Origin of the sequence: Parabacteroides sp. 52 (assembly GCF_010500925.1) — a bacterium.
Classification (GTDB): Bacteria; Bacteroidota; Bacteroidia; order Bacteroidales; family Tannerellaceae; genus QVMG01.
The window spans coordinates 1-26,061 of record NZ_QVMG01000022.1 but is presented as its reverse complement, the minus strand read 5'-3'; the positions used below and the strand labels follow the sequence as shown (position 1 = coordinate 26,061).

The 26,061-nt window shown below is 40.5% G+C and carries 23 protein-coding genes and 1 other RNA gene; 9 read left to right on the top strand and 15 right to left on the bottom strand.

The genetic code is table 11. The annotated features are described in order from the left end of the window. The 5 genes from D0T51_RS11010 to D0T51_RS10990 all read left to right on the top strand — a co-directional run. Nucleotides 1–390 (top strand): LytTR family DNA-binding domain-containing protein (locus tag D0T51_RS11010; protein ID WP_163729297.1); only part of this gene is annotated, 390 nt, incomplete at its 5' end. A 14-nt stretch (nucleotides 391–404) separates the two neighbouring features. Then, nucleotides 405–1,193: a DUF2797 domain-containing protein gene (locus tag D0T51_RS11005; RefSeq protein WP_163729295.1), complete on the top strand. Its 789-nt coding sequence runs from the start codon at nucleotides 405–407 to the stop codon at nucleotides 1,191–1,193. 56 nt (nucleotides 1,194–1,249) lie between these two features. Continuing rightward, entirely contained in the window at nucleotides 1,250–1,930 is a 681-nt protein-coding gene (locus tag D0T51_RS11000; protein ID WP_163729293.1) for a queuosine precursor transporter, read from the top strand. A 231-nt stretch (nucleotides 1,931–2,161) separates the two neighbouring features. Continuing rightward, on the top strand, nucleotides 2,162–2,806 hold the full coding sequence (locus D0T51_RS10995) for a glycerophosphoryl diester phosphodiesterase membrane domain-containing protein (RefSeq protein ID WP_163729291.1): 645 nt from the start codon (nucleotides 2,162–2,164) through the stop codon (nucleotides 2,804–2,806). A gap of 2 nt (nucleotides 2,807–2,808) precedes the next feature. Beyond that, nucleotides 2,809–3,870, top strand: coding sequence for a LacI family DNA-binding transcriptional regulator (locus tag D0T51_RS10990; protein WP_163729289.1), 1,062 nt, complete (start codon nucleotides 2,809–2,811; stop codon nucleotides 3,868–3,870). A 98-nt stretch (nucleotides 3,871–3,968) separates the two neighbouring features. Here the strand turns inward: D0T51_RS10990 and D0T51_RS10985 are convergent, their stop codons facing one another. Both D0T51_RS10985 and ssrA read right to left on the bottom strand, forming a co-directional pair. Then, entirely contained in the window at nucleotides 3,969–4,679 is a 711-nt protein-coding gene (locus tag D0T51_RS10985) for an SIMPL domain-containing protein (protein WP_163729288.1), read from the bottom strand. Nucleotides 4,680–4,977: 298 nt separating this feature from the next. Further along, nucleotides 4,978–5,377: a transfer-messenger RNA gene (ssrA, locus tag D0T51_RS10980) on the bottom strand. A 312-nt stretch (nucleotides 5,378–5,689) separates the two neighbouring features. Here ssrA and D0T51_RS10975 point away from each other — a divergent pair. Beyond that, complete coding sequence (locus D0T51_RS10975) at nucleotides 5,690–6,616, top strand: magnesium transporter CorA family protein (protein WP_163729286.1); 927 nt, start codon at nucleotides 5,690–5,692, stop codon at nucleotides 6,614–6,616. 120 nt (nucleotides 6,617–6,736) lie between these two features. On the opposite strand, the gene D0T51_RS10970 is transcribed toward D0T51_RS10975, so the two are convergent. Genes D0T51_RS10970 through hisG form a run of 6 tightly spaced genes read right to left on the bottom strand, consistent with a single transcriptional unit; the run spans nucleotide 6,737 to nucleotide 13,654 of the window. Beyond that, a complete protein-coding gene (locus D0T51_RS10970; RefSeq protein WP_163729284.1) occupies nucleotides 6,737–8,899 on the bottom strand; it encodes an alpha-galactosidase in 2,163 nt (720 codons plus the stop codon). A gap of 34 nt (nucleotides 8,900–8,933) precedes the next feature. After that, entirely contained in the window at nucleotides 8,934–9,359 is a 426-nt protein-coding gene (locus D0T51_RS10965; RefSeq protein WP_163729282.1) for a lipocalin-like domain-containing protein, read from the bottom strand. Continuing rightward, nucleotides 9,356–10,486 (bottom strand): bifunctional histidinol-phosphatase/imidazoleglycerol-phosphate dehydratase HisB, encoded by a 1,131-nt coding sequence (gene hisB, locus D0T51_RS10960; RefSeq protein WP_163729280.1) that lies wholly within the window; start codon nucleotides 10,484–10,486, stop codon nucleotides 9,356–9,358. Before hisB ends, D0T51_RS10965 begins: the two co-directional genes overlap by 4 nt. After that, nucleotides 10,483–11,523 carry a histidinol-phosphate transaminase gene (gene hisC / locus D0T51_RS10955; protein WP_163729278.1) on the bottom strand — a complete coding sequence of 347 codons (1,041 nt, stop codon included), beginning with the start codon at nucleotides 11,521–11,523 and terminating at the stop codon, nucleotides 10,483–10,485. The genes hisB and hisC overlap by 4 nt, the downstream gene beginning before the upstream one ends. Then, the gene (gene hisD, locus D0T51_RS10950; protein WP_163729276.1) at nucleotides 11,520–12,800 is read right to left on the bottom strand and encodes a histidinol dehydrogenase; all 1,281 of its coding nucleotides are present in this window, start codon (nucleotides 12,798–12,800) and stop codon (nucleotides 11,520–11,522) included. The genes hisC and hisD overlap by 4 nt, the downstream gene beginning before the upstream one ends. A gap of 2 nt (nucleotides 12,801–12,802) precedes the next feature. After that, nucleotides 12,803–13,654: an ATP phosphoribosyltransferase gene (gene hisG / locus D0T51_RS10945; protein WP_163729274.1), complete on the bottom strand. Its 852-nt coding sequence runs from the start codon at nucleotides 13,652–13,654 to the stop codon at nucleotides 12,803–12,805. A gap of 314 nt (nucleotides 13,655–13,968) precedes the next feature. Here hisG and D0T51_RS10940 point away from each other — a divergent pair, with 314 nt between their 5' ends. Then, complete coding sequence (locus tag D0T51_RS10940; protein ID WP_163729272.1) at nucleotides 13,969–14,295, top strand: zinc ribbon domain-containing protein YjdM; 327 nt, start codon at nucleotides 13,969–13,971, stop codon at nucleotides 14,293–14,295. An 11-nt stretch (nucleotides 14,296–14,306) separates the two neighbouring features. Here the strand turns inward: D0T51_RS10940 and D0T51_RS10935 are convergent, their stop codons facing one another. The 4 genes from D0T51_RS10935 to D0T51_RS10920 form a co-directional block, all read right to left on the bottom strand. Then, nucleotides 14,307–14,762 (bottom strand): DUF4268 domain-containing protein, encoded by a 456-nt coding sequence (locus D0T51_RS10935; protein WP_163729271.1) that lies wholly within the window; start codon nucleotides 14,760–14,762, stop codon nucleotides 14,307–14,309. Nucleotides 14,763–14,767: 5 nt separating this feature from the next. Beyond that, nucleotides 14,768–17,629, bottom strand: coding sequence for a pitrilysin family protein (locus tag D0T51_RS10930; protein ID WP_239056811.1), 2,862 nt, complete (start codon nucleotides 17,627–17,629; stop codon nucleotides 14,768–14,770). Between the two features lie 115 nt (nucleotides 17,630–17,744). Next, complete coding sequence (gene panB, locus D0T51_RS10925) at nucleotides 17,745–18,569, bottom strand: 3-methyl-2-oxobutanoate hydroxymethyltransferase (RefSeq protein ID WP_163729267.1); 825 nt, start codon at nucleotides 18,567–18,569, stop codon at nucleotides 17,745–17,747. A gap of 231 nt (nucleotides 18,570–18,800) precedes the next feature. After that, nucleotides 18,801–19,034, bottom strand: a complete 234-nt coding sequence (locus D0T51_RS10920; protein ID WP_163729265.1) for a hypothetical protein — start codon at nucleotides 19,032–19,034, stop codon at nucleotides 18,801–18,803. A 162-nt stretch (nucleotides 19,035–19,196) separates the two neighbouring features. Here D0T51_RS10920 and D0T51_RS10915 point away from each other — a divergent pair, with 162 nt between their 5' ends. Next, entirely contained in the window at nucleotides 19,197–19,658 is a 462-nt protein-coding gene (locus D0T51_RS10915) for a hypothetical protein (protein ID WP_163729264.1), read from the top strand. A gap of 94 nt (nucleotides 19,659–19,752) precedes the next feature. Then, nucleotides 19,753–21,021 carry a phosphoglycerate kinase gene (gene pgk, locus D0T51_RS10910; protein WP_163729261.1) on the top strand — a complete coding sequence of 423 codons (1,269 nt, stop codon included), beginning with the start codon at nucleotides 19,753–19,755 and terminating at the stop codon, nucleotides 21,019–21,021. A gap of 277 nt (nucleotides 21,022–21,298) precedes the next feature. Here the strand turns inward: pgk and D0T51_RS10905 are convergent, their stop codons facing one another. The 3 genes from D0T51_RS10905 to D0T51_RS10895 all read right to left on the bottom strand — a co-directional run bounded on the left by D0T51_RS10905 (nucleotide 21,299) and on the right by D0T51_RS10895 (nucleotide 25,826). After that, the gene (locus D0T51_RS10905) at nucleotides 21,299–22,393 is read right to left on the bottom strand and encodes a glycoside hydrolase family 105 protein (RefSeq protein WP_239056809.1); all 1,095 of its coding nucleotides are present in this window, start codon (nucleotides 22,391–22,393) and stop codon (nucleotides 21,299–21,301) included. A gap of 148 nt (nucleotides 22,394–22,541) precedes the next feature. Beyond that, nucleotides 22,542–24,785 carry a GH92 family glycosyl hydrolase gene (locus D0T51_RS10900; protein ID WP_163729259.1) on the bottom strand — a complete coding sequence of 748 codons (2,244 nt, stop codon included), beginning with the start codon at nucleotides 24,783–24,785 and terminating at the stop codon, nucleotides 22,542–22,544. A gap of 165 nt (nucleotides 24,786–24,950) precedes the next feature. Beyond that, nucleotides 24,951–25,826, bottom strand: a complete 876-nt coding sequence (locus tag D0T51_RS10895; protein ID WP_163729257.1) for an alpha/beta hydrolase — start codon at nucleotides 25,824–25,826, stop codon at nucleotides 24,951–24,953. Between the last annotated feature and the right edge of the window lie 235 nt (nucleotides 25,827–26,061).

The window sequence follows — 26,061 nt, the reverse complement described above, 5'->3', positions numbered from 1 at the left end:
CAGAGAGGATCAGTTTTGATTGGCGAACAGGGGTCAACGAGGAGAGGATTTTCCATTAGCAACCAACCGATTGAAAAACAGGAAGAAGACAGTCTGATTATAAAAAGTGGATCCAAAGTGTACCGCATCAACCACCAAGAACTCCTCTTCGTTGAAGGTCAACGTGAATACGTCACTTTTCATACCACCACCCAACGTATCACCACTCTCTTCTCCCTGAAAGATCTGGAGGTGCGGCTTCCTTCCAATCAATTTGTGAGGATACATAAATCTTATATCGTCGCCTTGAAACATATCGACTTGATCGATAAAAACATCCTTCAGATAGCCGGAAAAAAACTGCCTGTAGGCGGTAGTTACAAAGACAATCTGATGCACTTCTTTAAATAAATAATCCTTTCTTTATGCATATTACCGGATGCCTATCTAAAATGTCGACAGTGAATGAATCCCCCATTCATTATTACCTGCATATCGCTGATGAAGTGATTGACGTGAATGCTTTATTGGGAAAAAGTATCAAAATCCGCTTTATGCGTTACCAATGCGTTGCGTGCGGCAAAGAGAAAGAGATTTTTGCCATGGGGTGTTGCAAACATTGTTATTTCACTTCGCCTCATACAGGACAATGGGTGGTGAGACCGGAACTGTCCATGGCACATACCGGCCGGCAAGACAGAGACCTGGCGGTGGAAGCCGAAATACAACTACAACCTCATATTGTATACCTGGCTCATTCGGGAGGAATCAAAGTCGGCGTAACCCGCAAATCCCAACTTCCTACCCGATGGATCGACCAGGGAGCAGAATATGCAATCCGGTTGGCGGAAACCAAAAACAGGTATGAAGCGGGCTTGATAGAAGTTGCACTCAAACAACATCTATCGGATAAAACGAATTACAGAAAAATGCTGGCCGGTCCTATGCCCTTTGAAGATCTTTCTCTACGAAAAAAAGAGATCCTACCATTTGTTCCCAGCGAGTTGCAAGAATACATACTGGAAGACAATGAAATCACTCACCTGCGGTATCCGGTCAACAGCTATCCGACAAAGGTCAACTCTGTCACGTTAAAAAAACATCCGGAACTGGAAGGAATGCTTATGGGAATAAAGGGTCAGTATTTGATTTTCAACGGGAATAGAGTTTTTAACATAAGAAATCATGAAGGCTTTGTGGTGAGTTTAGAGTAAAAAACCTACCTTTGCCCCCCGAGTGCTTGAAATACCTCGTTAAAAACAAGAAAAATATGCAAAAGTCAGTTTCTATACCCTTTATGCTACTGGGTATTCTCTTTAACATTTGTCTCGTAGCATCGAACCTCTTAGAGGCTAAAGTTGTCCAGGTTTTCGGTATTACCGCCACGGCCGGACTGATTGTTTTCCCCATCTCTTATATTATCAACGACTGTATCGCCGAAGTGTGGGGATTTAAAAAAGCGCGTCTTATTATTTGGAGCGGGTTTGTGTCGAACTTCCTGGTGATCGGTTTTGCCCAACTGGCCGTACTCTTGCCCGCAGCCCCTTTCTGGGAAGGAGAAGAAGGTTTTAACTTCGTCTTTGGCATGGCTCCCCGCATCGCTGTTGCCAGCCTGATTGCTTTCCTGGTGGGTTCGTTCCTGAACGCTTTTGTGATGAGTAAAATGAAAATAGCCTCCCAAGGTAAGCATTTTTCCCTGCGGGCTATTGTCTCTACATTGATTGGTGAAACGGCAGACTCCCTCCTCTTTTTCCCGATCGCATTCCTGGGTTTAATGCCTTTGGAGGCTTTACTGATCATGATCGGTACACAAGCTGTATTGAAGTCGCTCTACGAAATTATTATCCTGCCCGTTACCATCCGTGTCGTTGCATACATCAAAAAAATCGACGGCAGTGATGTTTACGATGTAGACACCTCTTACAACATTTTGAAAATCAAAGATCTTTGATTTCCCCACAGCTTATCTTGGGGTAGAAAAAGGCAGGACAATTCTGTTGCCGATGCGCATCGGCAACATTGCTGATCGTGTTCGGCAATATTGCTGATGGGCATCGTCAATATTGACGATGCCCATCAGCAATAGAATACTCCCTATAAAAACCGATGTCGAAAGTTGTACTTTTAAATAATAAAGGCTAAATTTGCATTATTACATGTATTAACAATAAATCGATCATTTATGAAACCAGCATTTACTATTCAAGAGGTACTTCAAACATCCTGGAAATCTTTTAAAGAACAAATATGGATACTTGTAGGACTATTCATCGGCTTCAGTATCTTATCAGGGGTTATTAGTTTCTTTGCTTCCCCGGCATCTACGCTCTCTATAATTGTAGTGAATATAATCTCTTTGGTTATTTCCAATATATTCCTACTGGGGTATTATAAGAATATATTCCAGGCCCTGGATCATATTGAACCGCAGTTTTCGGCCTATGGCCAACAAGCACATAAGTTTTTTACGGCTTTTATAGCCACCCTACTTTTTAGTATCCTCGTTCTGTGTGGCTTCGTATTACTTGTCATTCCCGGCATTTACTTATCAGTCCGTCTACAATTCTTTTTATGCTTTATTGTAGAAGAAGATGCTGGTATTATCGATTCTTTGAAACGAAGTTGGGAGATCACCAAAGGACAATTTCTTCCTCTGTTTCTCCTGCTTTTGGCAGAAATAGCCATCGGTCTGATAGGAGTTCTTCTGTTGTTTGTCGGTGTTTTTGTTGCCGGACCGTTCATTTATATGATTCAATGTTATACGTTTAGAAAACTAAATAATCCGGTTGCAGCTTATACAGAGGAGATGGAAAGTGTAACAGAATAGGTATGAGCAGAAACTATCGTATAAAAGATATTGCAGCACTGTCAGGGGTGTCGACGGGTACGGTGGACCGCATTTTGCACAACAGAGGCAAAGTGTCTGAGGAAGCCCGAAAAAAAGTAGAAAAAGTACTGAAAGAGATAGACTATCATCCCAACCTGATCGCACGCTCGCTGGCTTTAAAAAAGAAATATCACTTTTATACACTGATTCCTTCTTTTTCAGAAGGTGAATATTGGGCTACATTCTCTCAGGGAATAGCCAAAGCGGAAGAAGAATTATTCAGTTACAATGTAGATGTGACTCCGCTTTATTTTAATCAATACGATAAAAGCAGCTTCGATCGTCTGATAGAAAAACTGGAAAATGCCGATTGTCAAGGGGTGGTTATTGCCACCCTCTTCAAAGAAAGTGTGCTCAAACTAACTTCCCGCCTGGACAAAAAAGAGATACCGTATGTATTGATCGATGCCTACATAGAACAAACCAACTGCATCGCTTATTATGGAACAAATTCATACGATTCGGGCTATATTGCCGGCCGGTTGATATGGGAACAAATAGAAAAAGAAGAAGATATTGCCATTTTCCGTTTTTTGCGCAAAGGTGATTTATTCTCGACCCAGGTACAGGTACGTGAATCCGGTTTCAGAGACTATTTAAACGAAAAAGGATATATGGGCAGAATACATCCAGTGCGTATCCATGCTGACGATCAGAGTGAGAATGACAACGTATTGGATTCATTTTTTCAGGAACATCCCCAGGTACAGGCTGGCATCATCTTTAATTCACGTGCCCATTTATTAGGCAATTATTTCACCCGTCAAAGTGCAAACCAACCTTTTAAATTGATCGGATACGATGTGATAGATGCCAATATAAACTATCTGAATAATGGATATATTACGCACCTAATTGCGCAACGCCCTGAAGTACAAGGAGTGAATTGCGTCAAAGCCTTATTCAGACACCTGACATTAAACGAGAAAGTAAATCTTATCAATTATATGCCTATCGATATATTGATGAAAGAAAACATCCAATATTACAACAACTATATCTGAAAATGACTGCCTTGAGAGACCGGCATTGGTTTTACAGGCAAGATTTACCCCCGACCAAGCCGGGGGTTCATTTTATCCCAAGGTGATTCTATCCTTTATCAATCGTTCAGATAATAATCGATGGTGGTGACTACCCGTATGTTTTTGATATAAGGCGTATTGGCATCCCGATCATTGATAGAAAACTGCCCCTGCGAAGCCGATCGTATCTTACCTAGTTTACTCTCCGAATCTTCTGCAAATTTTTGTGCCGTTGCCCGTGCATTCTTTGTGGCCTCCTCTATCATACCCGGTTTGATCTCATTCAGTTTCGTAAAAAGAAACTGGGTCATATACCGATAATCCCCTCCGCTTATAGCGATTCCCTCTTTCAACAAATCACTTTGGGAGGTCATCAACTTACGCACCAAGTCCACTTTGGAAGAGGTAACAGTCAAAATAGATGTGACATTATAACGATAGGGAACACTGTTATTACCATACCTTTCCGCTTGCATATCTATAATCTCCGGGGCGGAAACAGTTATTTCACTCGCGTCGATACCATGCGCTTTCAGAAAGTGTATAATGGTATTGTTTTTCTTTTCCATATGGGTATAAAGTACAGAGAGGTTATCGCCTATCTCTTTATAGATCAAAGGCCAGATAACCCTGTCAGCCTGCACTTCCTTTTCAGCAAGCCCTTTGACCGAGACCACTCTTTCTTTTTGAATAAATCCCTTCATACCAGACTTTAATGAGAGTGCTAAAACGATAATTCCGATAGCCACAAACAATCCAGCCAATACATTTCCATACGATTTTGCCATTGTCTTCTATTTTAGGTGTTATGATTCTTTCTTCTTTTCAAAAAAAGAATAGACAAACATACATAAAAAAAACAGACACACCCCAAAAATTGGATCTTACGTTAAGATTCTCTTTCTTTATCTCTTTTAGCTTCTTATATTCCTTTGTTGTGCGTCCGTTCCATTCATTGGTTATAATGTCTGTCAATGAGGTATTTTGCTGCCCGGTAATCCCGCCGCGTTGCCATTCGCCGGTAAGCTTTTGCGTACTCCAACACGAGTCCCCGCAAACAAAAAAAGCCTGAAAATCAGGCTTTTTTTGTGGAGCTGGAGAGATTCGAACTCTCGTCCAAACGAGGAACTAATCTGCTTTCTACATGTTTATCTTCGCTTTGATTGTCGGGAAAGAGCAAGACCGAAGCCACCTACGCTAACCTTATTCTCTAAAGTTTCACCAAAAGTCCGAGACTTACTTTTGACTATCTCCGATATTGCTGCACCACCTGATCGGAAAGCTTCGGAGCCACAGCATCCGGGTGATGTCACGTTCCAGCACCTTGTGCCGGAATTAAGCTAGAATCTACTATACTTCGATTAAGCAGCGTAAGCGTAATTGTTTTCGCCAGTTAAAATTCTGTTGTCTGAGATTTGAGTGCAAGCCAACCACGCACTACATGCTTACAAACCACTTCTACCCGCTGTCAAAACCGGTCAGCCCCAAGTTTTTCTAACGAATTGATCGTATGAAAGAAACCGACAGCCTTTTGCCTGCCTTTGTTTCTTTCGGTACAAAGATACGCATAATTTTCGAATGCCGGAAAAATCATCTCAAAACCTTAACCTTTCATTTCCCACTTCCCACTTTCAATTTCCAATTTTCAATTATATTTATCGTACCTTTGCCGCCGTTAAAAGTAATTATCAATTATGGACGACAGTATCCCGCGAGAGAAAACATTAAGTAAAAACTAACGATGTAGAGGTATCCAATCACATTATCCTCTATTCGTTCTAAATGAAAGGAGGCAATAATGAGAAAAATTCTTTTCTGTGAAGCCGGATTTGTGGAAAAAGACAAATGGATCCCCAACAGCTGGATTAATGTAGAATATCCGACCCAGGATGATATCCAATACCTGCTTACTGAATTCCAGGTTCCTGAATCATTTTTAAATGACATTGAAGACGTTGACGAACGTCCTCGTATTGAATACGAAGGGAATTGGTTGCTCACGATTCTTCGCATCCCCATTTACCGAAAAGACGATGATATTCCTTACAACACCGTCCCTATAGGTATCATGACAAATAATGATATTATCATCAGCGTTTGTCATTATAAAACGGAGATAATACCGGACTTTATCAGATACACACAGCGAAAAGAAATTATCATCCGGCATAAATTCGATCTGATCTTACGCTTAATTCACTCTTCTGCTGTTTGGTTTTTGAAATATCTGAAACAAATCAACAATGCCATTAATCAAGCTGAAGATGCTTTGGAGAAAAGTATAAAAAATGAGAATCTCCTTGCTTTGATGAAACTACAAAAAAGCTTGGTTTATTTCAATACATCTATTCGGGGTAATGAAATGATGTTTGCTAAATTGCAAAGCATATTTCAAGAGCCGATGTATATTGATAAGGATTTATCGGAAGAGGTTGAAACCGAGTTGAGACAGGCACAAAGTACGGTAAAGATATACAGCGACATTCTTACCGGCACCATGGATGCATTTGCATCTATCATATCCAACAATGTGAATAAAATAATGAAACGCATGACCTCCGTTTCTATTGTACTTATGCTTCCTACATTGATAGCCAGTTTTTATGGTATGAATGTCATAAACTATATGGAAGAATGGGAATATGGTTTTGCGGCAACGGTTTCTATATCCATTCTATTATCCATCTTTGCATTTGTATTGTTCAGGAGGATCAAATGGTTTTGACTTTAGAAAAACAGCCTTTTAAACATAAAAAAGACGCGGATTAGACGGGTTCACTGGGTAATTTCCCATGTTGAATCGTTTAATCCGCGTCTTTACAAAGACTCTAGTCCTACTTTCCTATCACTTGCGTGTTATTTCCAATACATGACTGGTCATATGCCGATTAGACAATAGAGGAAGTCCTACTTTCATAAGGTAATCTCCCGAAAATGTTTTTCCATCAAAAGAGCCATATGAAGAACGAGCTCCCAGTAATAAATTGATTTCTTTCACTTCATATTGAGCATCCGGAATCAACCCCTGCAAACGAACAGGTTTCACATTTTCTGCATAACGAGGGTGCATATCAAAAACATATAATACCGATTTGTCCTTTGATTCGTCAACATACATCACCGACGCATGATCTGATTCATAAGGAGAGACTAAGCGATACAAATCACCATCTAAGATTACATTTTCCAATCTTTTGAAATTCTTAACAGCATTCCGGCAATATTCCTGCTCGGCTTCACTCATCTCACCAATACGAATATCAAAGCCCAATTTACACATCATCGCAACATCTGTACGGAATTTAACCGGTTGCTTTCCCCAAGATGTAACGTGAGCAGCCATGGCTTTTGATGGGAAGAAATGGCTATATCCCCATTGAATAAAGATACGTTCCACGGCATCTGTATTATCACTGGGCCAGAATTCTGTGAAATATTCCAAAGCTTTATAATCAGAGCGTCCACCACCACCGGAGCAAAGCATCATCGGCAGATTGGGATATTTCGCCTTCACACGTTCCAGTATGTTATACAAGCCGCGTACGTGTTCAATATAAATATGGGATTGTTTATCTTTTAGATAAGGAGAATAAATATTGGTGATCGGACTGTTACAATCCCATTTGAAATAAGCAATTCCCGGATATTTAGTCATCAGGTCATCTACCACACCAAAAACATAGTCCTGCACTTTGGGATTACTCAGGTCCAATACCAATTGACTCCGGAAATAATATTCCTTCCGGTTAGGAAGATGAATCACCCAGTCTTTATGTTTTTCATAGAGTTCACTCTTGGGATTAACCATTTCGGGTTCAATCCACAAACCAAATTTAATACCTTTATCCGTAGCTTCTTTCACCAACTTACCAATGCCATTCGGCAGTTTTGTCACTGTTTCCTGCCAATCACCTAACCCTTGACGGTCGCTACTACGGGGATATTTATTTGCAAACCAACCGTCATCCAATAAAAACATATCAACACCCAGCTTTACAGCCTCATCCATGATAGACACCAACTTTTCTTCATCGAAATTGAAATAGGTTGCTTCCCAGTTATTCAACAAGGTCATACGCGACTTATCTCCGTCTTTCAACTGATACTTACGTGCCCAGCGATGCATATCACGGCTTGCCTTTCCTTTTCCTTCCATGCTATAGGTGAAAACAAACTCCGGCGTACGGAAAACCTCATTGGGTTGAAGAGTATATTCCGAAGCATGGGGATTGATACCGGAAAGCACACGTAATTTATTCTGTTGATCCACTTCAAAAGTAAATCGAAAATTCCCTGTCCAACTGATTGTACCCAACAAGACTTCTCCTTCATTCTCCTGAATTTCTTTATCCAAGGCTACCATGAACATGGGTGAACAAAACATATTCGCCCGGCTTCCCAGTTTGGTATCTATTATCTTTTTGCCAAAATCCAGTTGACGTTCAGTCATATTCACCTCATGTGCCCAATCTCCGGCAAACTCGGTTAGATAATATTTGTTTCTATTCAGATGCAATAAAGAAGAAGCATAATTATACAAGGTTACAGGTTTCTTTTCCTGATGACTGATTTCTGTATATTGTTTGATAATATTCTCTTTTTCAAAAGAAACGAAGAAAAGTTTAACTGTTACCGGATATATTTCATCTTGTAAAGTAATAACTGTTTCCGTCACATTTGATTCTATTTGTTTTTGCGCATGAGACACATATTTCAACAAAAGAGAAGGGTTTCCATCGTTATGAAGTATACGAACTGCCGGTTCAAAATAATCTTCCACACCATGTGTCAGATAAGCTTCTGTTCCCAAAGGCAGATTGGCAATATCCGCTTCATACTTCAAAGGTTGTCCCAAATAAGTTTGATATAACCGTCCGTTGGCCCCTACCTGATAAATCAGATTCATATTATCGGTAGTTACTTTGACAAGAGTTTTCTCCTGTGTCTGTGCCTGCAGAGTTACATAAAAGAATGTAAATAATAATAGAATTAAATTTGTCTTTTTCATGTAAATTGATTTAAATTTATAATCGTTTCAGTAATTAAAATTTTCGAAAATGATACAGCTTACCTTCACTGCTTAAAACAAGTTTATTTCCTGAATGTTTTTCAATCAGGAAAGTTCGTTGAGAGGTAGACCAGTCTGTGGATTTGAGAAAATGATCCACCGGTGCTAACTCGGTATCAAATTCTAATTTCAGAGTCTGACTATCTTCTTTTTCCTTATAACCATACCAATGATGATAGACATCCCCTTCCCCATCAGGTCCTTTCGGTATATAAAATTGATATTGAAACAATGTGTTTTGAAAATTATACCATACAGTATCTACCTTATGCGTTGAACCATCAGTTTGCGTGACTTCGCGCAATTGCCATTTTCCATCCAATTCGTCTGTATATCCCGGTTCACAAGCAAGCAACAATAAGAATAAGAACCCGTATATACCGTTTTTTCCTTTAATCATAATACGCCTTTTGTACTTGGTAATTCATATTGATATATATTTCGTTGGATGGCCATGCGTATAGCTCTTGCTAATCCTTTAAAGATACTTTCAATTTTATGATGTTCATTGGTACCTTCCACCTTTATATTCAAATTCATCTTAGCCGAATCACTCAGGCTTTTAAAGAAATGCATAAACATTTCTGTAGAAACATCGCCGATTCGTTCCCGAAAGAAGTCGGCTTCCCAAACCAACCAGGGACGTCCTCCGAAGTCAAGAATAACACTGGCAGCACAATCGTCCATAGGTAATGAAAATCCGTAACGTTCCGTACCCCGTTTATCACCTAACGCTTTATATAAAGCTTCTCCCAGTGCAATAGCGGTATCTTCGACCGTATGATGTTCATCTACCCGCAGATCTCCTTTTACTTTGATAGTCACATCCATTCCGGAATGTTTGCCTATTTGTTCCAACATATGATCAAAGAAACCAAGACCAGTAGATATATCTGACTTACCTGTTCCATCCAACTTCAGCTCAATATAGATATCTGTCTCTTTGGTTTTACGCTCCACCACGGCAGTACGTTCACCGGCAAATAAAAATTCGGTAATCTTATCCCAATCATCGGTAATGAGAACCGGCCAAAGATTACAGTGATAAGCCATCAATTCGGCATCCACTCCTTCAGCTCCATGTAACCAAATACCTTTAGCTTCCAAATTCTCTGCCAATTCCATATCCGACAGACGATCGCCGATAACAAAACTGTTTTCCAGGTCATACTCTTCCGTCATATATTTTTTCAACATGCCGGTACCCGGTTTGCGATTAGGGGATTTGTCTTCCGGCAGAGAACCATCTATCAGGACTTCATCAAAAACCACTCCTTCGCCTTCTAAAGTTTTAAGTATCAGGTTATGCGAAGGCCAAAAGGTATGTTCGGGAAACGAATCGGTACCCAAACCATCCTGGTTGGTCACCATTACCAATTCAAAATCCAAATTTTTAGCAATGAAATAAAGGTTGCGCATTACTTTCGGATAGAACTCCAATTTCTTTAGGCTATCCAGTTGATAATCGACCGGAGGTTCTTTTACCAATGTTCCATCACGATCAATAAACAGCACTCGCTTTTTCATACAATCCTATTTTTAAGCGTTTGTAGTAAAATGTCATTCTCTTCCGGCTTACCAATTGTTATGCGCAAACATCCGCTACATAAAGTGATATTATTACGATTACGTACAACAACCCCTTTTTCTACCAAGTCTTTATATATTGCGTTCGCTTCTCCCACCTCAACAAGAATAAAGTTTGCATCCGATGGATACACTTTATAAGAGAATGGCGGTTGAGAAAGTATCCTTTCCAATCGATCTCTTTCAGCCAGAATGCATTTCAATTGCTCCTGCATAGTATCCACATTATTCAGAATCTGTAATGCATACTCTTGGGTCAATTGATTTACATTATAAGGATACTTGACCTTATTTAAAATATCAATAATTTCTTTTGAAGCAAAAGCCATACCTAAACGTATACCGGCTGCCCCCCAGGCCTTTGAAAGCGTTTGCAAGACGACCAGATTCGGATGAATATATAATTCTGCCAAGAAAGAATTCGTGGACGAAGCAAAATCAATATAGGCTTCATCAACAACCACAATACCGGGGAAAGATTCCAACACTTTATCTATTTCTGTTTTATCCAGTAAATTTCCGGACGGATTATTCGGAGAGCATAGAAAGAGCACCTTTGTCTTTTCATTCACCGCATGCAATAAAGTATCCGCATTCAACTGGAAGCCTTCATCCAAGGGCACCTTTATACAGGCTATATTGTTCAGATCTGCTGACACCTCATACATTCCGTATGACGGAGTTATCGAAGCAATATTGTCTACTCCTGGTTCACAAAAGACACGTAAAATCAAGTCGATTGGTTCATCACTCCCGTTTCCCACAAATATACAATCAGGAGAAATATCTTTCAATTCCGATATCCGCTCCTTCAATCTTTTTTGCAAAGGATCCGGGTAACGATTATAGGGAGCATTCCAGGGATTTTCGTTGGCATCCAGAAAGACAGAAGCTTCCCCATGAAACTCATTTCTTGCCGATGAATAGGGCTTCATCTTCCATACATTGGGTCGGACTATATCCTTTATATTTTTCATTGTTGTTGCATCCTTAAAGTTACCGCATAACGATGAGCCTCCAGTTGTTCATTGGCTGCCATTATGCGAATTGTATTTCCCAGGTTTTGAATCCCTTCAGAGGTTATTTCCTGGAAGGTTATTTTCTTTATAAAACTATCGAGGTTTACTCCACTATATGTTTTTGCATAGCCATTGGTTGGCAACGTATGATTCGTACCCGAGGCATAGTCACCTGCACTTTCCGGTGTATACGAACCCAGGAATACACTTCCTGCATTTTCTATTTTTTCGGCTAGATCCAGATAGTCTTCCGTCTGGATAATCAGATGCTCCGGTGCATATAGATTGGTGAAGTCCACCACCTCCTGCATATCTTTCAACAAAATGATACGGCTGTGTGCCAAAGCCTTTTCCGTAATTTCTTTTCGAGGAAGACGGGCTATTTGTTCCTGTATTGCCTGTTTTACCGGCTCAATAAGACTTTCCGCCGCAGTTACCAAAAGAGCCTGACTGTCTATCCCATGTTCCGCCTGTGAAAGAAAATCAGATGCAATAAATGCAGGAGTAGCCTTCTCATCTCCGATAACCTCTACCTCCGAAGGACCCGCCGGCATATCAATCGCTACCTCTTTTAAGCTTACTAACTGTTTCGCTGCTGTCACATACTGGTTTCCGGGACCAAAAATCTTATACACCTTCGGAACAGACTCCGTACCATAAGCCATAGCTGCGATAGCCTGAATCCCCCCGGCTTTACAAATCTTACTGACACCAGCTTCTTGGGCGGCAAATAAAATAGCCGGATGAATTTTACCCTCCTTATTGGGAGGAGAACAAAGTATAATTTCTTTACACCCTGCAATGCAAGCCGGAACAGCCAACATCAAAACAGTAGAGAACAATGGAGCTGTTCCCCCCGGAACATATAAACCGACCTTTTCTATTGCAACCGCTTTCTGCCAACAAGTAACCCCGGGAGTCGTCTCAACCTTCTCTCCTGAAAAACGCTGAGAGGCATGAAACTTTTCAATATTCCCTTTAGCCGTACGAATGGCCTGTTTTAAATCTTCGGGAACCAGTTGTTCGGCCTCTATCATCTCCTCTTTTGTCACAATTAAGTCAGCAAGAGCTACTTTATCAAACTTTTCACCATACCGTTTTACGGCAACATCACCCTCGTCACGTACATCATTTAAAACGGCACGAACCGTATCAAACAAGGTAGCAACGTCCATTGCCGGTCTTTTTGTCAGTGAAGCCCATTGCTCTCTGGACGGATATCTTATTATCTCCATAGTTATACAATCATTTTCTCAATAGGTATAACTAATATACCTTCCGCCCCCATTGCTTTCAATTTGCCAATGATTTCCCAGAAATGTTTTTCTGATATTACAGACTGTACGGATACCCAATTACCATCGGCCAAGGGAGTAACAGTCGGACTTCTCATCCCAGGCAATAAACCTATAATATCCTCCAATTTCTCCTTGGGAGCATTCAAAAGTACATATTTTTTGCCATCTGCAAGCTGAATTGCTTCAAAACGAAATAATAATTCATCCAGGATAGCCTGTTTTTCAGCTGTGAGACTATTGTTTGCTATCAATAAGGCCTCACAAGGCAATACCACCTCTACCTCTTTCAAGCGATTACTAACCAACGTACTACCGGAACTAACAATATCAAAGATGGCATCCGCCAATCCTATACCCGGCGCTATTTCTACGGAACCGCTAATCACATGCAAGTCTGCTTTTACATTATTTTCTTTCAGGTAGTCTTTCAATATCTCCGGATAAGAAGTAGCAATAGTCTTTCCCTCAAACCATTGTACCCCTTGATAATCTTCATTTTTAGGTATTGCAAGTGACAAACGACATTTACTGAAGCCCAAACGTTTGACTAATTTTGCCTCCCGCCCCTTTTCTACATATTCATTTTCTCCAACAATACCGACATCCGCCACCCCATTGGCTACCGACTGAGGAATATCATCGTCACGAAGGAATAATAATTCGACCGGAAATCCTTTAGCTGACAAGAGTAAGATACGTTTGCCTCTGTTTAATTTTATACCTGCTTCTTCAAGCAACAACATGGTCTCATCGTATAGACGTCCTTTGGATTGTACTGCAATTCTTAACATGTTTACTTATTGTTTTATTAATTAGTATAATTCTATTTTTCACAAAAAAATAAGGCTCGCCCTTAACGGCAAGCCTTATTAAATATATCTGTATACTTTCACATACCCATCAGCCCACCGAACTATTGCCCGTTGTTATGATGATGGTGATGGATTGCATTTCTTTTCATTTGTTATATTATTTAGGCTACAAAGTTACAATAATTATTTATTTAGCAAATTATTCTGACAAAAATTTACTTTTCACCCCTCGATTGGTTAATCGGAGATAATGTATTATCTTTGCGCCTTCTATAAAAAATAAATATAATAAGATGAGCGAATATCCTGTATGCCCCACTTGTAAGATGGAAAACACCTATTTTGACGGAACCATGTATATCTGTCCGGACTGTAGTCATGAATGGACACTGGACGACTCTGCCGAAACAGACAATATCCCCCGTGACAGCAATGGCGCCGAATTAATGGATGGTGATAGTGTAACCGTTATCAAAGACTTAAAAGTAAAAGGTTCTTCTATGGTTATCAAAAGAGGCACTAAGGTAAAAAGTATTCGTTTGACTGAAAACGCAGAAGAAGTTGACTGCAAAATTGAAGGTAGCAGCATTGTCCTGAAAACCTGTTTTTTGAAGAAATAAAAGACAAGCTATCATTCGCGCAGATAGTCAGCTATCTCCATAAAGTTTTTTTCCAATTGATACATTCGGGTGGCCATAAACTGATAAAAGTCACCCCAATGTTCTCTTCTATGGAAGTCTAGACCTTCTTTGGATAGATAGATGCGTGCCACTTCCTGTCCTGTCTCTCTCACAAAATAGATATCCCACTGGAGCTCCTCGGTCAACTCCTTTTCCAAGGTATCTTTATACCAGGTTAATCGCTCAAACATCTCCAAGCGCAGGTCTTCTGATTTGTGGTTAATTTCCAAAACAACAGAGGCCCCTTTACGAGAAACAGCAAATTTGAGTTCAACTCCTTTGACTTTTGTATTATAAAGCACCCAAATCTTCTTACGACCACGCAGATAAGGCTGTACTTCACAATACGCTGCAAATCCCTCCCAAAACTCTAACTTTAGATTCTTCAGTTCTTCCTTTGTATACATCCCTATTACCTATAAATATCTTTTTTATCCAGTTTGATGATTGTACCAAAAGAAGCTATCTTTTTCATATCCATACGTTTGGAATTTCCGACAATAGCATAAACTACAGGACGCCCTTCTATCTGTGTCGAATAAAAACGAGAGATATCGTCCATAGTCATCTGCTGTACCTTCTCCAAATAAGTTCTGTTAGGATCATTCACATATCCTTCACGCCGGAAAGAGGCCACTTTGGTGGATAACATACGGAAAGAAGGGTAATCGTTATTTACCGTATTCAGGATGCTCTGTTTAACTGCAGTTACTTTTTCCGGACGAACAGGCATCTGACGAATCAAAGAATCCAAAACAGTGAGGGCTTCCGGTGTCTTATCATTCTGAGTGGAGAGCATCGTTACCAAATCGCCCGGTTTATCGGAGAGTTTATAAGGAGGTTGTGTAAAACGGGCAGTTACCCGATAGGCCAAAGAGCGAAACTCCCGGATCTCCTGAAACATCAACGAAGACATATCCCCGCCAAAATAACCCGTAAATAATTTGGAGGCATACCTCATTTCATCCGTTTCCAACACATCACCTTTGACAAATCCATAAACAATGCTTTGTGACACATCCGGCATATCCAGAAAATAAACAACCGGTTTATCATACGATTCGGTCTTCCGATAATAAGGCGAGCGTGTCTCTTGACTGATCTCTGTCAAAGCAAAGTGTGTTTTGATTTGTTCTACCACCCGGCTGGTCGGTAAATTACCACAATAATGCAAATGACAAGCGACCTTCCGCACCGCGTTAAAGGCCTGGATCAAGTCTTCTCCTTTTAACTTCTTTATTTCGGATAAGGAGCGTTTTTTCAGATAACGAGAGTGGTTACCAAACTTTACTTTTTCCAATAAAGCAGCTGAAACTTCATCGCTGGATTTAAAGAATGCCTTCTCCATCACCTTGGCATCATCCACTATCTGCCGCATCTTTTTATCATCCGGCTGGGCATGGTAGATAAAATGACTTACGAGAGAGATCGTTTCCTCAAACTGGCTCTCCAACCCGGTCACACGTACATGAAAATCCATATCATCGGCCTCAAAAGACAAGGTACTTCCCAGAATCTGTAATTTATTCCTGAACGTATCAAAAGACATCGAATCCGTTCCGATCAAATGCAGATAACTGGCTGTCTGCATTAGTTCCGGTCTTTCCAATACGCCTGCGCCAAAAGAAAATTTCAATGTAAATATATCATTGACCGGATTCGTTGTTTTGTACAAAGTACAGAGCGGACTGAATGAATAGGTCTCTATATCCTTTTCAAAATCAATGAACCGAGGTTCTATTTTTTGAACAGGTATCTTCTCCAATTCCTTGGCATAAACAGAAGAAGCATCCATATTCTTGGGTGCCACAGGTTTAAAGTTTGGTTTCGGCAGATTATCCTTCGGATATTTGCCTGTTTTTTTCGTTACATATAGATAATCATGCCCGAAATATTTCCGGGCAATGGCAACCACGTCTTCTTTTTTCAACGCCTCCAGCCTTTCCATGTCATCCATATATTGATTCCAGTGTTTCCCCTGCGAGTACACACGCATCATCATCTGTACCCTGGAATTTATTTCTTCCAGTCCCATGGCATAATTGCGTTTTTGCTCCAGTTTCAGGCTTTGAAAAATCTCATCATTAAAGTCTCCTTCTTTTATTTTGTTGATGGCTTCCCATGCCAGGTTCTCGGCTGCCGAATAGGACTGAAAAAACAATTTGGGAATGACCAATACGCCCAGAATACCGGCATCATTCATATTATCATTCAATGCCAAAGCGGTTAACACCTTGTGATTCACGGTTAACTTGTCCAACAATCCTGTTCCATTCGAATTATTCAGTAAAGCCACAGCGATATTCAAGGCGATATGATCTTCATGATTAGCAGGCACTCCCCTGAATCCCAATACCATTCCTTTCACAAACGGAATGGGCAATTTGACCTGGAATTTTTCTTTCCCTTCGAATGCTGCTGGCAGAGGAACCTCTTTATGAGGCACTTCTCCTTTTCGAATGCGAGAGAAAGTCCTTTCTAAAAGAGGTAACACCTTTTCAGAGTCAAAATCCCCACTCAGAATCAATCCCATATTAGAGGCTACATAATACTCCTCAAAAAAATGACGCATCTCCGACAAACGCGGATTCTTTAAATTTTCCGTACTCCCTATAATCGGATAAGCATAAGGATGAGGAGCAAAATAACGTTCTTTCAGTTTCTCTATAGCTTCACTGCCGATGAAATCGCTATACATATTCTTTTCTTCATAAACCGTCTCCAATTCGCTTTGAAACATACGGAAAACAGGGTTTAAAAGTCGTTCACTGTTGATCTCCGCCCATTGCTCCACATATTGAGGCGAAAACGTATTATGATACACCGTATAATCAAAAGAAGTGCCGGCATTCAACCGGGTTCCCCCATATCGGGATATCAGACGATCAAATTCATTGGGTATCACATAATCTGCCGCCCGCAAGCTCAATTCATTGATCTCTTTTTGTATGATTGCCCGTTGCTTATCATCTGGGGTTTGTGCCAACTCATCATATTTAACGGCAATAGTATCCAATAATAATTTTTCCTGCGAATAATCAATTGTACCGATCTTATCCGTTCCTTTAAACATCATATGTTCAAAATAATGAGCAATACCCGTATTGGGAGAATCTTTCGCACCCGCTTTTACTAATACCGCACCCACAATTTTGGGTTGATTATGATCTTCATTAAGCCAAACAGTCAACCCATTACTCAGTGTATATTCCTGTACATGAAGAGCTTTCGAGGTTTGAGCAGAGAGGGAAGAAGTACAACACGATATCATCATAACGGGTAATAAGGATTTCATATGAATCTGTGAATTAATATAGGATTATTCAACAAAGATATATTTTCATTCAATATCAATGATATTCAATCTGTATAAAAATAAAAAAAGGAGCTTAATATTGCTCCTTTTCATTGGGAAAATCTTGTGTTTTGACATCCTCTATATAGGATTGAACCGCTCGGGTTATCTCTTCTCCCAGATTGGCGTATCGCCGTAAAAAACGGGGAGAGAATCCCTGAGTCAGACCCAGCATATCATGCATAACCAATACTTGTCCGTCTACACCGCCACCGGCTCCGATACCGATAATGGGCACTTTTACTTTTTGAGTAATTTCGGTAGCAAGTATTGCCGGTATTTTTTCTAATGTGATGGCAAAGCATCCCAATTCTTCCATCAGCAGGCAATCATTAATGAGATTTTGAGCTTCCTTTTCTTCTTTGGCTCTTACGGTGTAGGTACCGTATTTGTTGATCGACTGTGGCATCAAACCTAAATGCGACATTACAGGTATGCCTGCACCAATAATCTTTTTCACATCTTCCTCGATTTCTTTTCCTCCCTCGATTTTGAGTGCGTCTGCTCCTGTTTCCTGCATAATACGGATGGCTGATTCGAGTGATTTAATCGGATTACCCGAACAGGTTCCGAAAGGCATATCGACAACCACCAAGGCTCGTTTGACTGCTTTTACGACTGATTTACCATGATAAATCATCTGATCCAATGTCATCGGTAATGTAGTAATATTTCCTGCCATCACATTGGAAGCCGAATCACCTACCAGAATAACATCCATCCCTGCTTCATCGATCAGTTTGGCCATCGAATAATCATACGCTGTAAGCATTGATATTTTTTCACCACGCTGTTTCATTTCAATCAGGCGATGAGTAGTAACCTTTCTAGTCTCTAAATCTCTTTTTGCAACTGACATATTATTAATAATTAAATGTTACAGCGGGCAAATGTAAGGATTTTCAGCATACAGCATGGGGTTTTGAGTTTTTATTTCCGATTTACCACGTTTTCTTCACCCGGCTCCCCATTCCCAATATCCTCCTATATTCCTCTTTCCAATCCTGTTACAAAAAACAAAAATGAGGAAATGAATTCTTTCAAATCCTTTTCCTCATTTTACAATCCATAAAACCCAACCGAAAGAATATCAATATACATTTTCTTTCCTATCTAATTCTTTCAATCCTTTCAGTTTTTGTTCCACTACTTCTTTCTCTTTAATCAGTCGCAACTCCTCTTCTCCCAATTTGTTTTTACGAAAACGCATAGCATATGCAATTATTTCTTCCAACTCATCGAAAGTAAGATGTTTTAAGTTTCTCTTTACGATATTAAAGGGAGATTTTGAAGTTTCCTTTTTTGTCATCTTTTGTCGTGTCATAATACTTTTTCTTTTTACTTGTTACACAATCTTATGTTAATAACAAGCGAAAGTTTTATTTTGTTTTTGAAAGCAATAATTAAGAAAAGAATATCAGCTACTTTTTATACTTTTGTTGATCCAAACAAAGTGATTTATTAGAATTTTTTTAAATAAAACGATATGCAACAATCTCTACTCAATGAGCATAATAAAGCGGAATACCCTCCTATGCATACGGCCGAACATATTTTGAATCAAACAATGGTACGTATGTTCGGTTGCGCCCGTTCGATGAATGCACATATTGAACGAAAAAAAAGTAAATGCGATTACCTTTTACCCAAGGCTCCGACAGCAGAAGAAATGGAAGAAGTGGAACGTCGTATAAATGAAGTTATTGACCAACATTTACCGGTCTCTATTGCATTCATGCCTCTTAAAGAAGCGGGAGATATTGTCGATTTAAAGAAACTGCCCGAGAATGTAAGCGATACCCTGCGCATTGTTCGTGTAGGTACATACGATACCTGTGCCTGCATCGGGCTGCATGTAAACAATACTTCGGAGATCGGACACTTCAAATTACTGAACTATGATTATACGGATGGTAGATTGCGATTGCGTTTCAAATTGACCGAATAAATTAAAGAAACAAACACTCCGGATAAGATTATTTTATGTAAGTTTGCAAGCGCAAAAAGACGACATAATTCTACAATAAATAAATAAATTAGTTATGCAAACCATTGACAACTTCAATTTTGCCGGCAAAAAGGCATTTGTTCGTGTTGACTTTAACGTGCCTTTGGACGAGAATTTCAACATTACTGACGACACGCGTATCCGCGCTGCCCTTCCTACGTTGAAAAAGATTTTATCTGACGGTGGTAGTCCGATCATAGGCTCTCACCTGGGGCGCCCCAAAGGTCCAACTGACACATTTTCTTTAAAACATATATTGGGACATGTATCCGAATTATTGGGTGTAGATGTGCAGTTTGCCAGCGATTGTGTAGGAGAAGAAGCAGCCGTAAAAGCAGCCTCTCTTCAACCGGGAGAAGTCTTATTACTGGAAAACCTGCGCTTCTATGCAGAAGAAGAAGGCAAACCCCGCGGGTTGGCTGAAGATGCTTCCGACGAGGAAAAGAAAGCAGCTAAAAAAGCAGTAAAAGAAAGTCAGCAAGATTTCACGAAAAAACTAGCTTCTTATGCAGATTGTTATGTGAACGACGCATTTGGAACCGCACACCGTGCCCATGCTTCTACGGCTTTAATTGCTGCCTATTTCGATACAGACAATAAGATGTTCGGTTACCTGATGGAAAAAGAAGTAAAAGCGGTTGAAAAAGTATTGAAAGATATCGCCCGTCCGTTTACAGCCATCATGGGAGGATCTAAAGTATCTTCTAAAATTGAAATTATCGAAAACCTGCTCAATAAGGTAGATAACCTAATTATCACTGGTGGTATGACCTATACTTTTACCAAAGCTCAAGGTGGTAAAATCGGTAATTCGATCGTTGAAGACGATAAAATGGAACTGGCATTGGAGTTGATACAAAAAGCAAAAGAAAAAGGGGTAAACCTTGTATTGGCTGTTGATGCTAAAATAGCAAACGACTTCAATAACGATGCACAGACAAACTTCTGTTCTGTCAATACCATACCTGATGGTTGGGAAGGTCTGGATATAGGTCCGGAAACAGAAAAAATCTATGCCGAGGTAATAGAACGTTCCAAGACTATCCTATGGAACGGTCCTACGGGAGTATTCGAATTTGAAAACTTTACACATGGCTCTCGTTCAGTAGGTGAAGCCATTGTGAAAGCAACTCAAAACGGTGCTTTCTCTTTAGTCGGAGGAGGTGACTCTGTGGCTTGTGTGAATAAATTCCATATGGCAGATAAAGTTTCTTATGTATCTACCGGGGGCGGTGCTTTGTTAGAAGCAATCGAAGGAAAAACACTTCCGGGTATTGCTGCTATCCAAGGTATTCCTTATTGATACAAACGGAAAAATAAAGAATCAAAAGCCACTTTCTTTACGGAAGGTGGCTTTTTTTAGGCCCTTTTAAAGAGGGATAAACGCAGATAAATAAAAGTGTCGATAGCTGTCGACACTTGTGCCGATAATTGTCGACACTTGTGCTGATATATATCGGCAATTGTGCCGACGATCGTCAGCAATTTTATTTAGCCGCGAAAAAACAAAAAAACGCACCCACAGAAACGATGAAATCGTTCTGTGGGTGCGTTTCTATTTATACGAAAAAGAAAATAGATTATTTCATCCGAATCACTTCACTTCCGGCCAACAGGAAAGCGCCTGTTCCATAGACTTCCCAACTATCAGCATTGAAATTTTTACGGGGATCCGCACCGATCGGTTGCACCCAGCCAACCCGTCCTTCTTCGTTCACACATTTATTCAGTGCAATCCAAGCTTTCTCTACGGCTGGTTTATAGGTTTGTTTGTCTAATAATCCGTTATTTATCCCCCAGGCAAAAGCATAACAGAAAAAGCCGGAACCGCTGACTTCTCCTCCCGGATAAGAGTCCGGATCAAGTAAGCTGGCACGCCACAGTCCATCTTCCTGTTGAAGGGACAAGACACGGGCAGCCATTTCTTTGAATAGGTTTTCATAAAACGGACGCTCCGGATAACCTTTCGGCAGCTCTGCCAACACACGAGCCAGGCCACCCAATACCCATCCATTTCCACGAGACCAGAAAATACGTTTCCCATTGGCTTCATACCGGTCCTTTTCATTGTTCTTGATTACATAATTCAAATCACGTGCAAAAAGCTGCTCTTCTTTATTATATAACAGATCATAACATTCTTTGAAACATTGGTCATTGTAACGCAGATATTCCTGATTCCCGGTAACCTTGGCCAATTTAACCAATACCGGAGGCGCCATGAACAAAGCATCACACCACCACCATTTGATGACTTCTATTCCCCGAACCGGATAAGGACGAGACATGAAAAGAGCCAATGTATCAATCGTTGGCTGAATCATCTCTTGTTTTTTCTCTTTTTTATAAAGATCGATATAGGTTTGACAAATAGCCACATCATCGGCATGATACCAACGTCTGTAAGGACGCCAATGCGTCGAATCCTTTCCCATGGCCATCATGGCGTTGTAAATGGTCTTTGATTTGGTCGTCTCCCAGGCGGCAAACATACCGGCATAATAGGCACCGTTGGTCCAGTCGTTTTGTACATGACGGGGATGAGCGATTTGCCATTCGGCTGCTTTTACCATGGTGGCTTTAATTGTCTTCGGTTTAAAGACATCGTTACTCTTGGATTGTCCCCAAACGGAAACAGTCATTGACAGAAATAGGAGAATGAAAATGTTTTTCATAACACAGAGTTTTTATTTAAGTAAGTAATATATGTCGTATCATAAATGTATTTCAGACACGACAAATCAGTGGTGTTTACGCACACAAAAATAAGAATTATTTATTTCGCACAAAGATTCAAACAAAAAACTTTCCGGATTCTCCTCTTTAGGGATGTGTTTTATCCAAAGTAAAGAGCAAGGTACCTGCATGCACAAGTTCTTCCTGTGAAAGAGTGAACCGGTTCAATTTCTTCCCTCCTACTCTCACTTCTTTTATATATATATCTTCTGCGGACTGACGCTGGGATTCGATAACAAGTTCTCCTTTCGGATAATACTTCTTATCCAATTGAATGGTCACCTTATCAAAAACAGGAGAGGTTAAGACATAATTCACATCTCCCGGACAGGCCGGATAGAATCCCATCATAGAAAGAATAGCCCAGGCAGACATCGTTCCGGCATCTTCATTGCCTGGCACTCCTTTGGGAGCATTATGATATTTCTCTTTCAACAATTGCCGCACGATCTTTTGTGTCCGCCAGGCTTCTCCTTTAAAATAACTAAAGAGATACGGATAGGCGATGTCCGGTTCATTGGCGGCATCATAATAGCCTTTGTCAAAAACCATCTGCAGTTTATCGACAAATTTCTTTTCTCCTCCCATCAGTTTGGCCAGTCCTTTTATATCATGAGGTACATAAAAGGTATAATTCCAGGAGTTCCCTTCATGAAAACCGGGACTGGGTGCGAAGTTTTCTCCTTGCTTGGGATCAAAAGGCGTTAAGAAAGAGCCATCAGGCAAGAGCGGGCGCAAAGTACCAAACTCTTTGTCGTAATACTTTTTATACCCCATGGAACGCTGATGGAAGAGTTTGGCATCTTCTTTCTTTCCCAAGGCCTCTGCCAAGCGGGATAAATTCCAGTCGGCAATATAATACTCCAGTGCGTGAGAAACGGAATTATCATATTTCTCCCGAAGCGGAACATAACCCAACGAAAAATAATCATCTGCATCCGGGCGCAAGAGGTTAGATGCTCCAGGTGTTGTGGCTCCTTTACGCATAGCCTCATAAGCTGTTTCTACATCAAAAGTACGCAAACCTCTCATCCAAGCATCCACAATATAGGGTATCGAAGGGTCTCCTTCCATGGTAAAGGTCTCCCGCCCGTACAACTCCCACTTCGGCAACCAACCGTTTTCTTTGTACATATCTATCATGGTACGGATAATATCCAACTGACGCTCCGGATAAAGCAGGGTCATCAATGTACTCACGTTCCGGTACGTATCCCAAAGGGAAAATACGGTATACCGGTTTCCCGTCGTATGCCCTTCTTTAAGGCTTTCCATTTGAGGATAGGCACCGTTTACATCCTGTAAGATATTGGGATGGATCAACAAATGATACAATCCGGTATAAAATATGGTTCGTTCGTCCAAAGTACCTCCTTCAACCATTATGCGCGACAACTCCTGATTCCATTGGGTACGGGCAGCCGTATATACCTTATCGAAATCAAAACCGGGTTGTTCGGTTTCCATGTTCTCACGGGCATTTTCTATACTGACAAAAGAAACTCCCAATTTCACTTCTACCGCTTCATTTTCTTCGGTGTCATACGTAAGCCAAACACCTATATCATCTCCGCTCATTTCACGTGTATATTGGGTGTAGAGTTTGTATTTACCGGAATGAATGTCCCATTCGGCTTCTACTCCTTTCATATCCCGTTGTTTTTTCCAGTAGCCCATACGTTTGGGGGCTTTATTCACTTTCATCACAAAATAAATACGAAAGACTGCCTGCGGGTTATAACAGAAAGTACCTAACAACTTACTGCCTTCAATCTCCGTATTGTCAACAATACGAACCGTCGCTCCGGACTCATTCGTTAAACCTTCTCCTAAGTTTAAAAGAATATTTCCTTTTCCTTTGGGAAAGGTAAAGCGGCTTAAGCCTGTACGCAAGGTGGCGGTAGCCTCCGCTTTTATTCCATATTTTGTCAACATATTACTGTAATAACCCGGATGGGCTATTTCATCGGTATATTCACTGCCATACGTATGATAATCGACTGCTAACTCACCAGCGGTCGGCATAAGCAACAAACTACCTAACTCCGGACAGCCCACACCACTCAGATTCACATGGGCAAATCCGGTGAAGAAACGATTATCCGACGAATAAGGAGTGGACCACCATTGACTGTCTTTATCAAAACGATTTGTCTTCGATCCCATTACATTGAAAGGGGTGACACTCATCATGCCTTGGGGACAAACGGCTCCGGGATTTGTTGTTCCATAATTACTCGTGCCGATAAAAGGGTTCACATAATCTACTGGTTGCTGTGCGGATGCCCATAGATTGCATCCCAAGAAGAGGCTTAAAAGCGTTTTTTTCATTTTAGATTTGTTTTACTATTTTCCTTGTTGCAGGTGTAAATATACAAAAAAATGGAATTCCTCGTCTCTTATAGAGAATGGCAAGAGATAGGCTTATTCAAAAAAAAGAGACTGTCTCAAAATAGATTGAGACAGTCTCTTTTCATACAGCAGAAATTCAGGTCGTTATTCTATTATTTTCATATCCCGCAACCAGTCTTCTGCCCTATCAGGCCATTCATTCACAGCCATGCCTGTATCACGCATACCATAGCCATGCCCACCTTTACTATACAGGTGCATGCATGCCGACACACCGGCTTCTTTTAAGGCATAGAAATAAAACAAACTGCTGTTTATATACGATTTATCATCTTCCGCCTGAATAAGCATTGTAGGCGGAGTCGTAGAGGAAACTTTTAATTCCGGAGCCAATTGAAAATTTGCTCCATCCAAATAAGCAGGATATATCAATAGACAAAAGTCTGGATGACAACTGACCTTATCGTCCATATCCACAACCGGATAAGTACGTTCCGGTGTATTACTTAACATGGCTGATAAATGAGCTCCGGCAGAGAACCCCATCACTCCTATTCTGTCCGGATCAATACAGAATTCGTCCGCATGTGCCCGCACATATCCCAAAGCACGCTGAGCATCTTGCAAAGGTGCTTCGTGTTTTTGCAAACCTTCTCTGCGTGGAACACGGTATTTGAGAAGTATAGCGGTAATACCTATATCGTTCAACCACTCACAAATCTCATCCCCTTCCAGATCGTAGGCAAGAATATTATATCCTCCTCCCGGGCAAACCAAGACAGCTGCCCCTGTGGCGTTTTCCTCCGGAGCCGGATACACTGTAATAGTAGGAGCGCTTACATTGGTTATACGAAGAACCGAAACACCACCGGTTTTACCTCCATCGGTATCTGCCTTTTCTATTAAAGGATTCGTTTCACCCGGAGCACCCTTAGGAAATAATAAAATAGGAGATTCTTGTGCCATACTATTTATTGTCTGAGCAAATCCTATACACAGAAAAAGGATCCATTTTCTCATACCAGAGATTATTAATGAGTTATTACAACATATCAATTTCAAGGCGAATATAAATATCTTCTTTCATATCTCCAACAAAATTAGTGATTAACGTTTAACGAAAAGTTACTAGTGATTAGAGGTTAGTGATTAGTGATTAGTGATTAACGATTAATGATTAACGATTAATTCAGGCTCTATATTTTGATATCCAAACAATGGGTCAAGCTTCCATCCCCCACTGGTCGCCTGCGAC

Coding starts and splice junctions, on each gene's coding strand:
- D0T51_RS10975 (WP_163729286.1), top strand. CDS start 5,690: ATGAGAAAAATTCTTTTCTGTGAAGCCGGATTTGTGGAAAAAGACAAA.
- D0T51_RS10915 (WP_163729264.1), top strand. CDS start 19,197: ATGCAACAATCTCTACTCAATGAGCATAATAAAGCGGAATACCCTCCT.
- D0T51_RS10895 (WP_163729257.1), bottom strand. CDS start 25,826: ATGAGAAAATGGATCCTTTTTCTGTGTATAGGATTTGCTCAGACAATA.
- hisC (WP_163729278.1), bottom strand. CDS start 11,523: ATGAAAAATATAAAGGATATAGTCCGACCCAATGTATGGAAGATGAAG.
- pgk (WP_163729261.1), top strand. CDS start 19,753: ATGCAAACCATTGACAACTTCAATTTTGCCGGCAAAAAGGCATTTGTT.
- hisB (WP_163729280.1), bottom strand. CDS start 10,486: ATGAAAAAGCGAGTGCTGTTTATTGATCGTGATGGAACATTGGTAAAA.
- D0T51_RS10965 (WP_163729282.1), bottom strand. CDS start 9,359: ATGATTAAAGGAAAAAACGGTATATACGGGTTCTTATTCTTATTGTTG.
- D0T51_RS10935 (WP_163729271.1), bottom strand. CDS start 14,762: ATGTATACAAAGGAAGAACTGAAGAATCTAAAGTTAGAGTTTTGGGAG.
- D0T51_RS10900 (WP_163729259.1), bottom strand. CDS start 24,785: ATGAAAAAAACGCTTTTAAGCCTCTTCTTGGGATGCAATCTATGGGCA.
- D0T51_RS10905 (WP_239056809.1), bottom strand. CDS start 22,393: ATGAAAAACATTTTCATTCTCCTATTTCTGTCAATGACTGTTTCCGTT.
- D0T51_RS10920 (WP_163729265.1), bottom strand. CDS start 19,034: ATGACACGACAAAAGATGACAAAAAAGGAAACTTCAAAATCTCCCTTT.
- D0T51_RS10985 (WP_163729288.1), bottom strand. CDS start 4,679: ATGGCAAAATCGTATGGAAATGTATTGGCTGGATTGTTTGTGGCTATC.
- hisD (WP_163729276.1), bottom strand. CDS start 12,800: ATGGAGATAATAAGATATCCGTCCAGAGAGCAATGGGCTTCACTGACA.
- D0T51_RS10930 (WP_239056811.1), bottom strand. CDS start 17,629: ATGATGATATCGTGTTGTACTTCTTCCCTCTCTGCTCAAACCTCGAAA.
- D0T51_RS10970 (WP_163729284.1), bottom strand. CDS start 8,899: ATGAAAAAGACAAATTTAATTCTATTATTATTTACATTCTTTTATGTA.
- D0T51_RS11000 (WP_163729293.1), top strand. CDS start 1,250: ATGCAAAAGTCAGTTTCTATACCCTTTATGCTACTGGGTATTCTCTTT.
- hisG (WP_163729274.1), bottom strand. CDS start 13,654: ATGTTAAGAATTGCAGTACAATCCAAAGGACGTCTATACGATGAGACC.
- D0T51_RS10995 (WP_163729291.1), top strand. CDS start 2,162: ATGAAACCAGCATTTACTATTCAAGAGGTACTTCAAACATCCTGGAAA.
- D0T51_RS10990 (WP_163729289.1), top strand. CDS start 2,809: ATGAGCAGAAACTATCGTATAAAAGATATTGCAGCACTGTCAGGGGTG.
- panB (WP_163729267.1), bottom strand. CDS start 18,569: ATGTCAGTTGCAAAAAGAGATTTAGAGACTAGAAAGGTTACTACTCAT.
- D0T51_RS10940 (WP_163729272.1), top strand. CDS start 13,969: ATGAGCGAATATCCTGTATGCCCCACTTGTAAGATGGAAAACACCTAT.
- D0T51_RS11005 (WP_163729295.1), top strand. CDS start 405: ATGCATATTACCGGATGCCTATCTAAAATGTCGACAGTGAATGAATCC.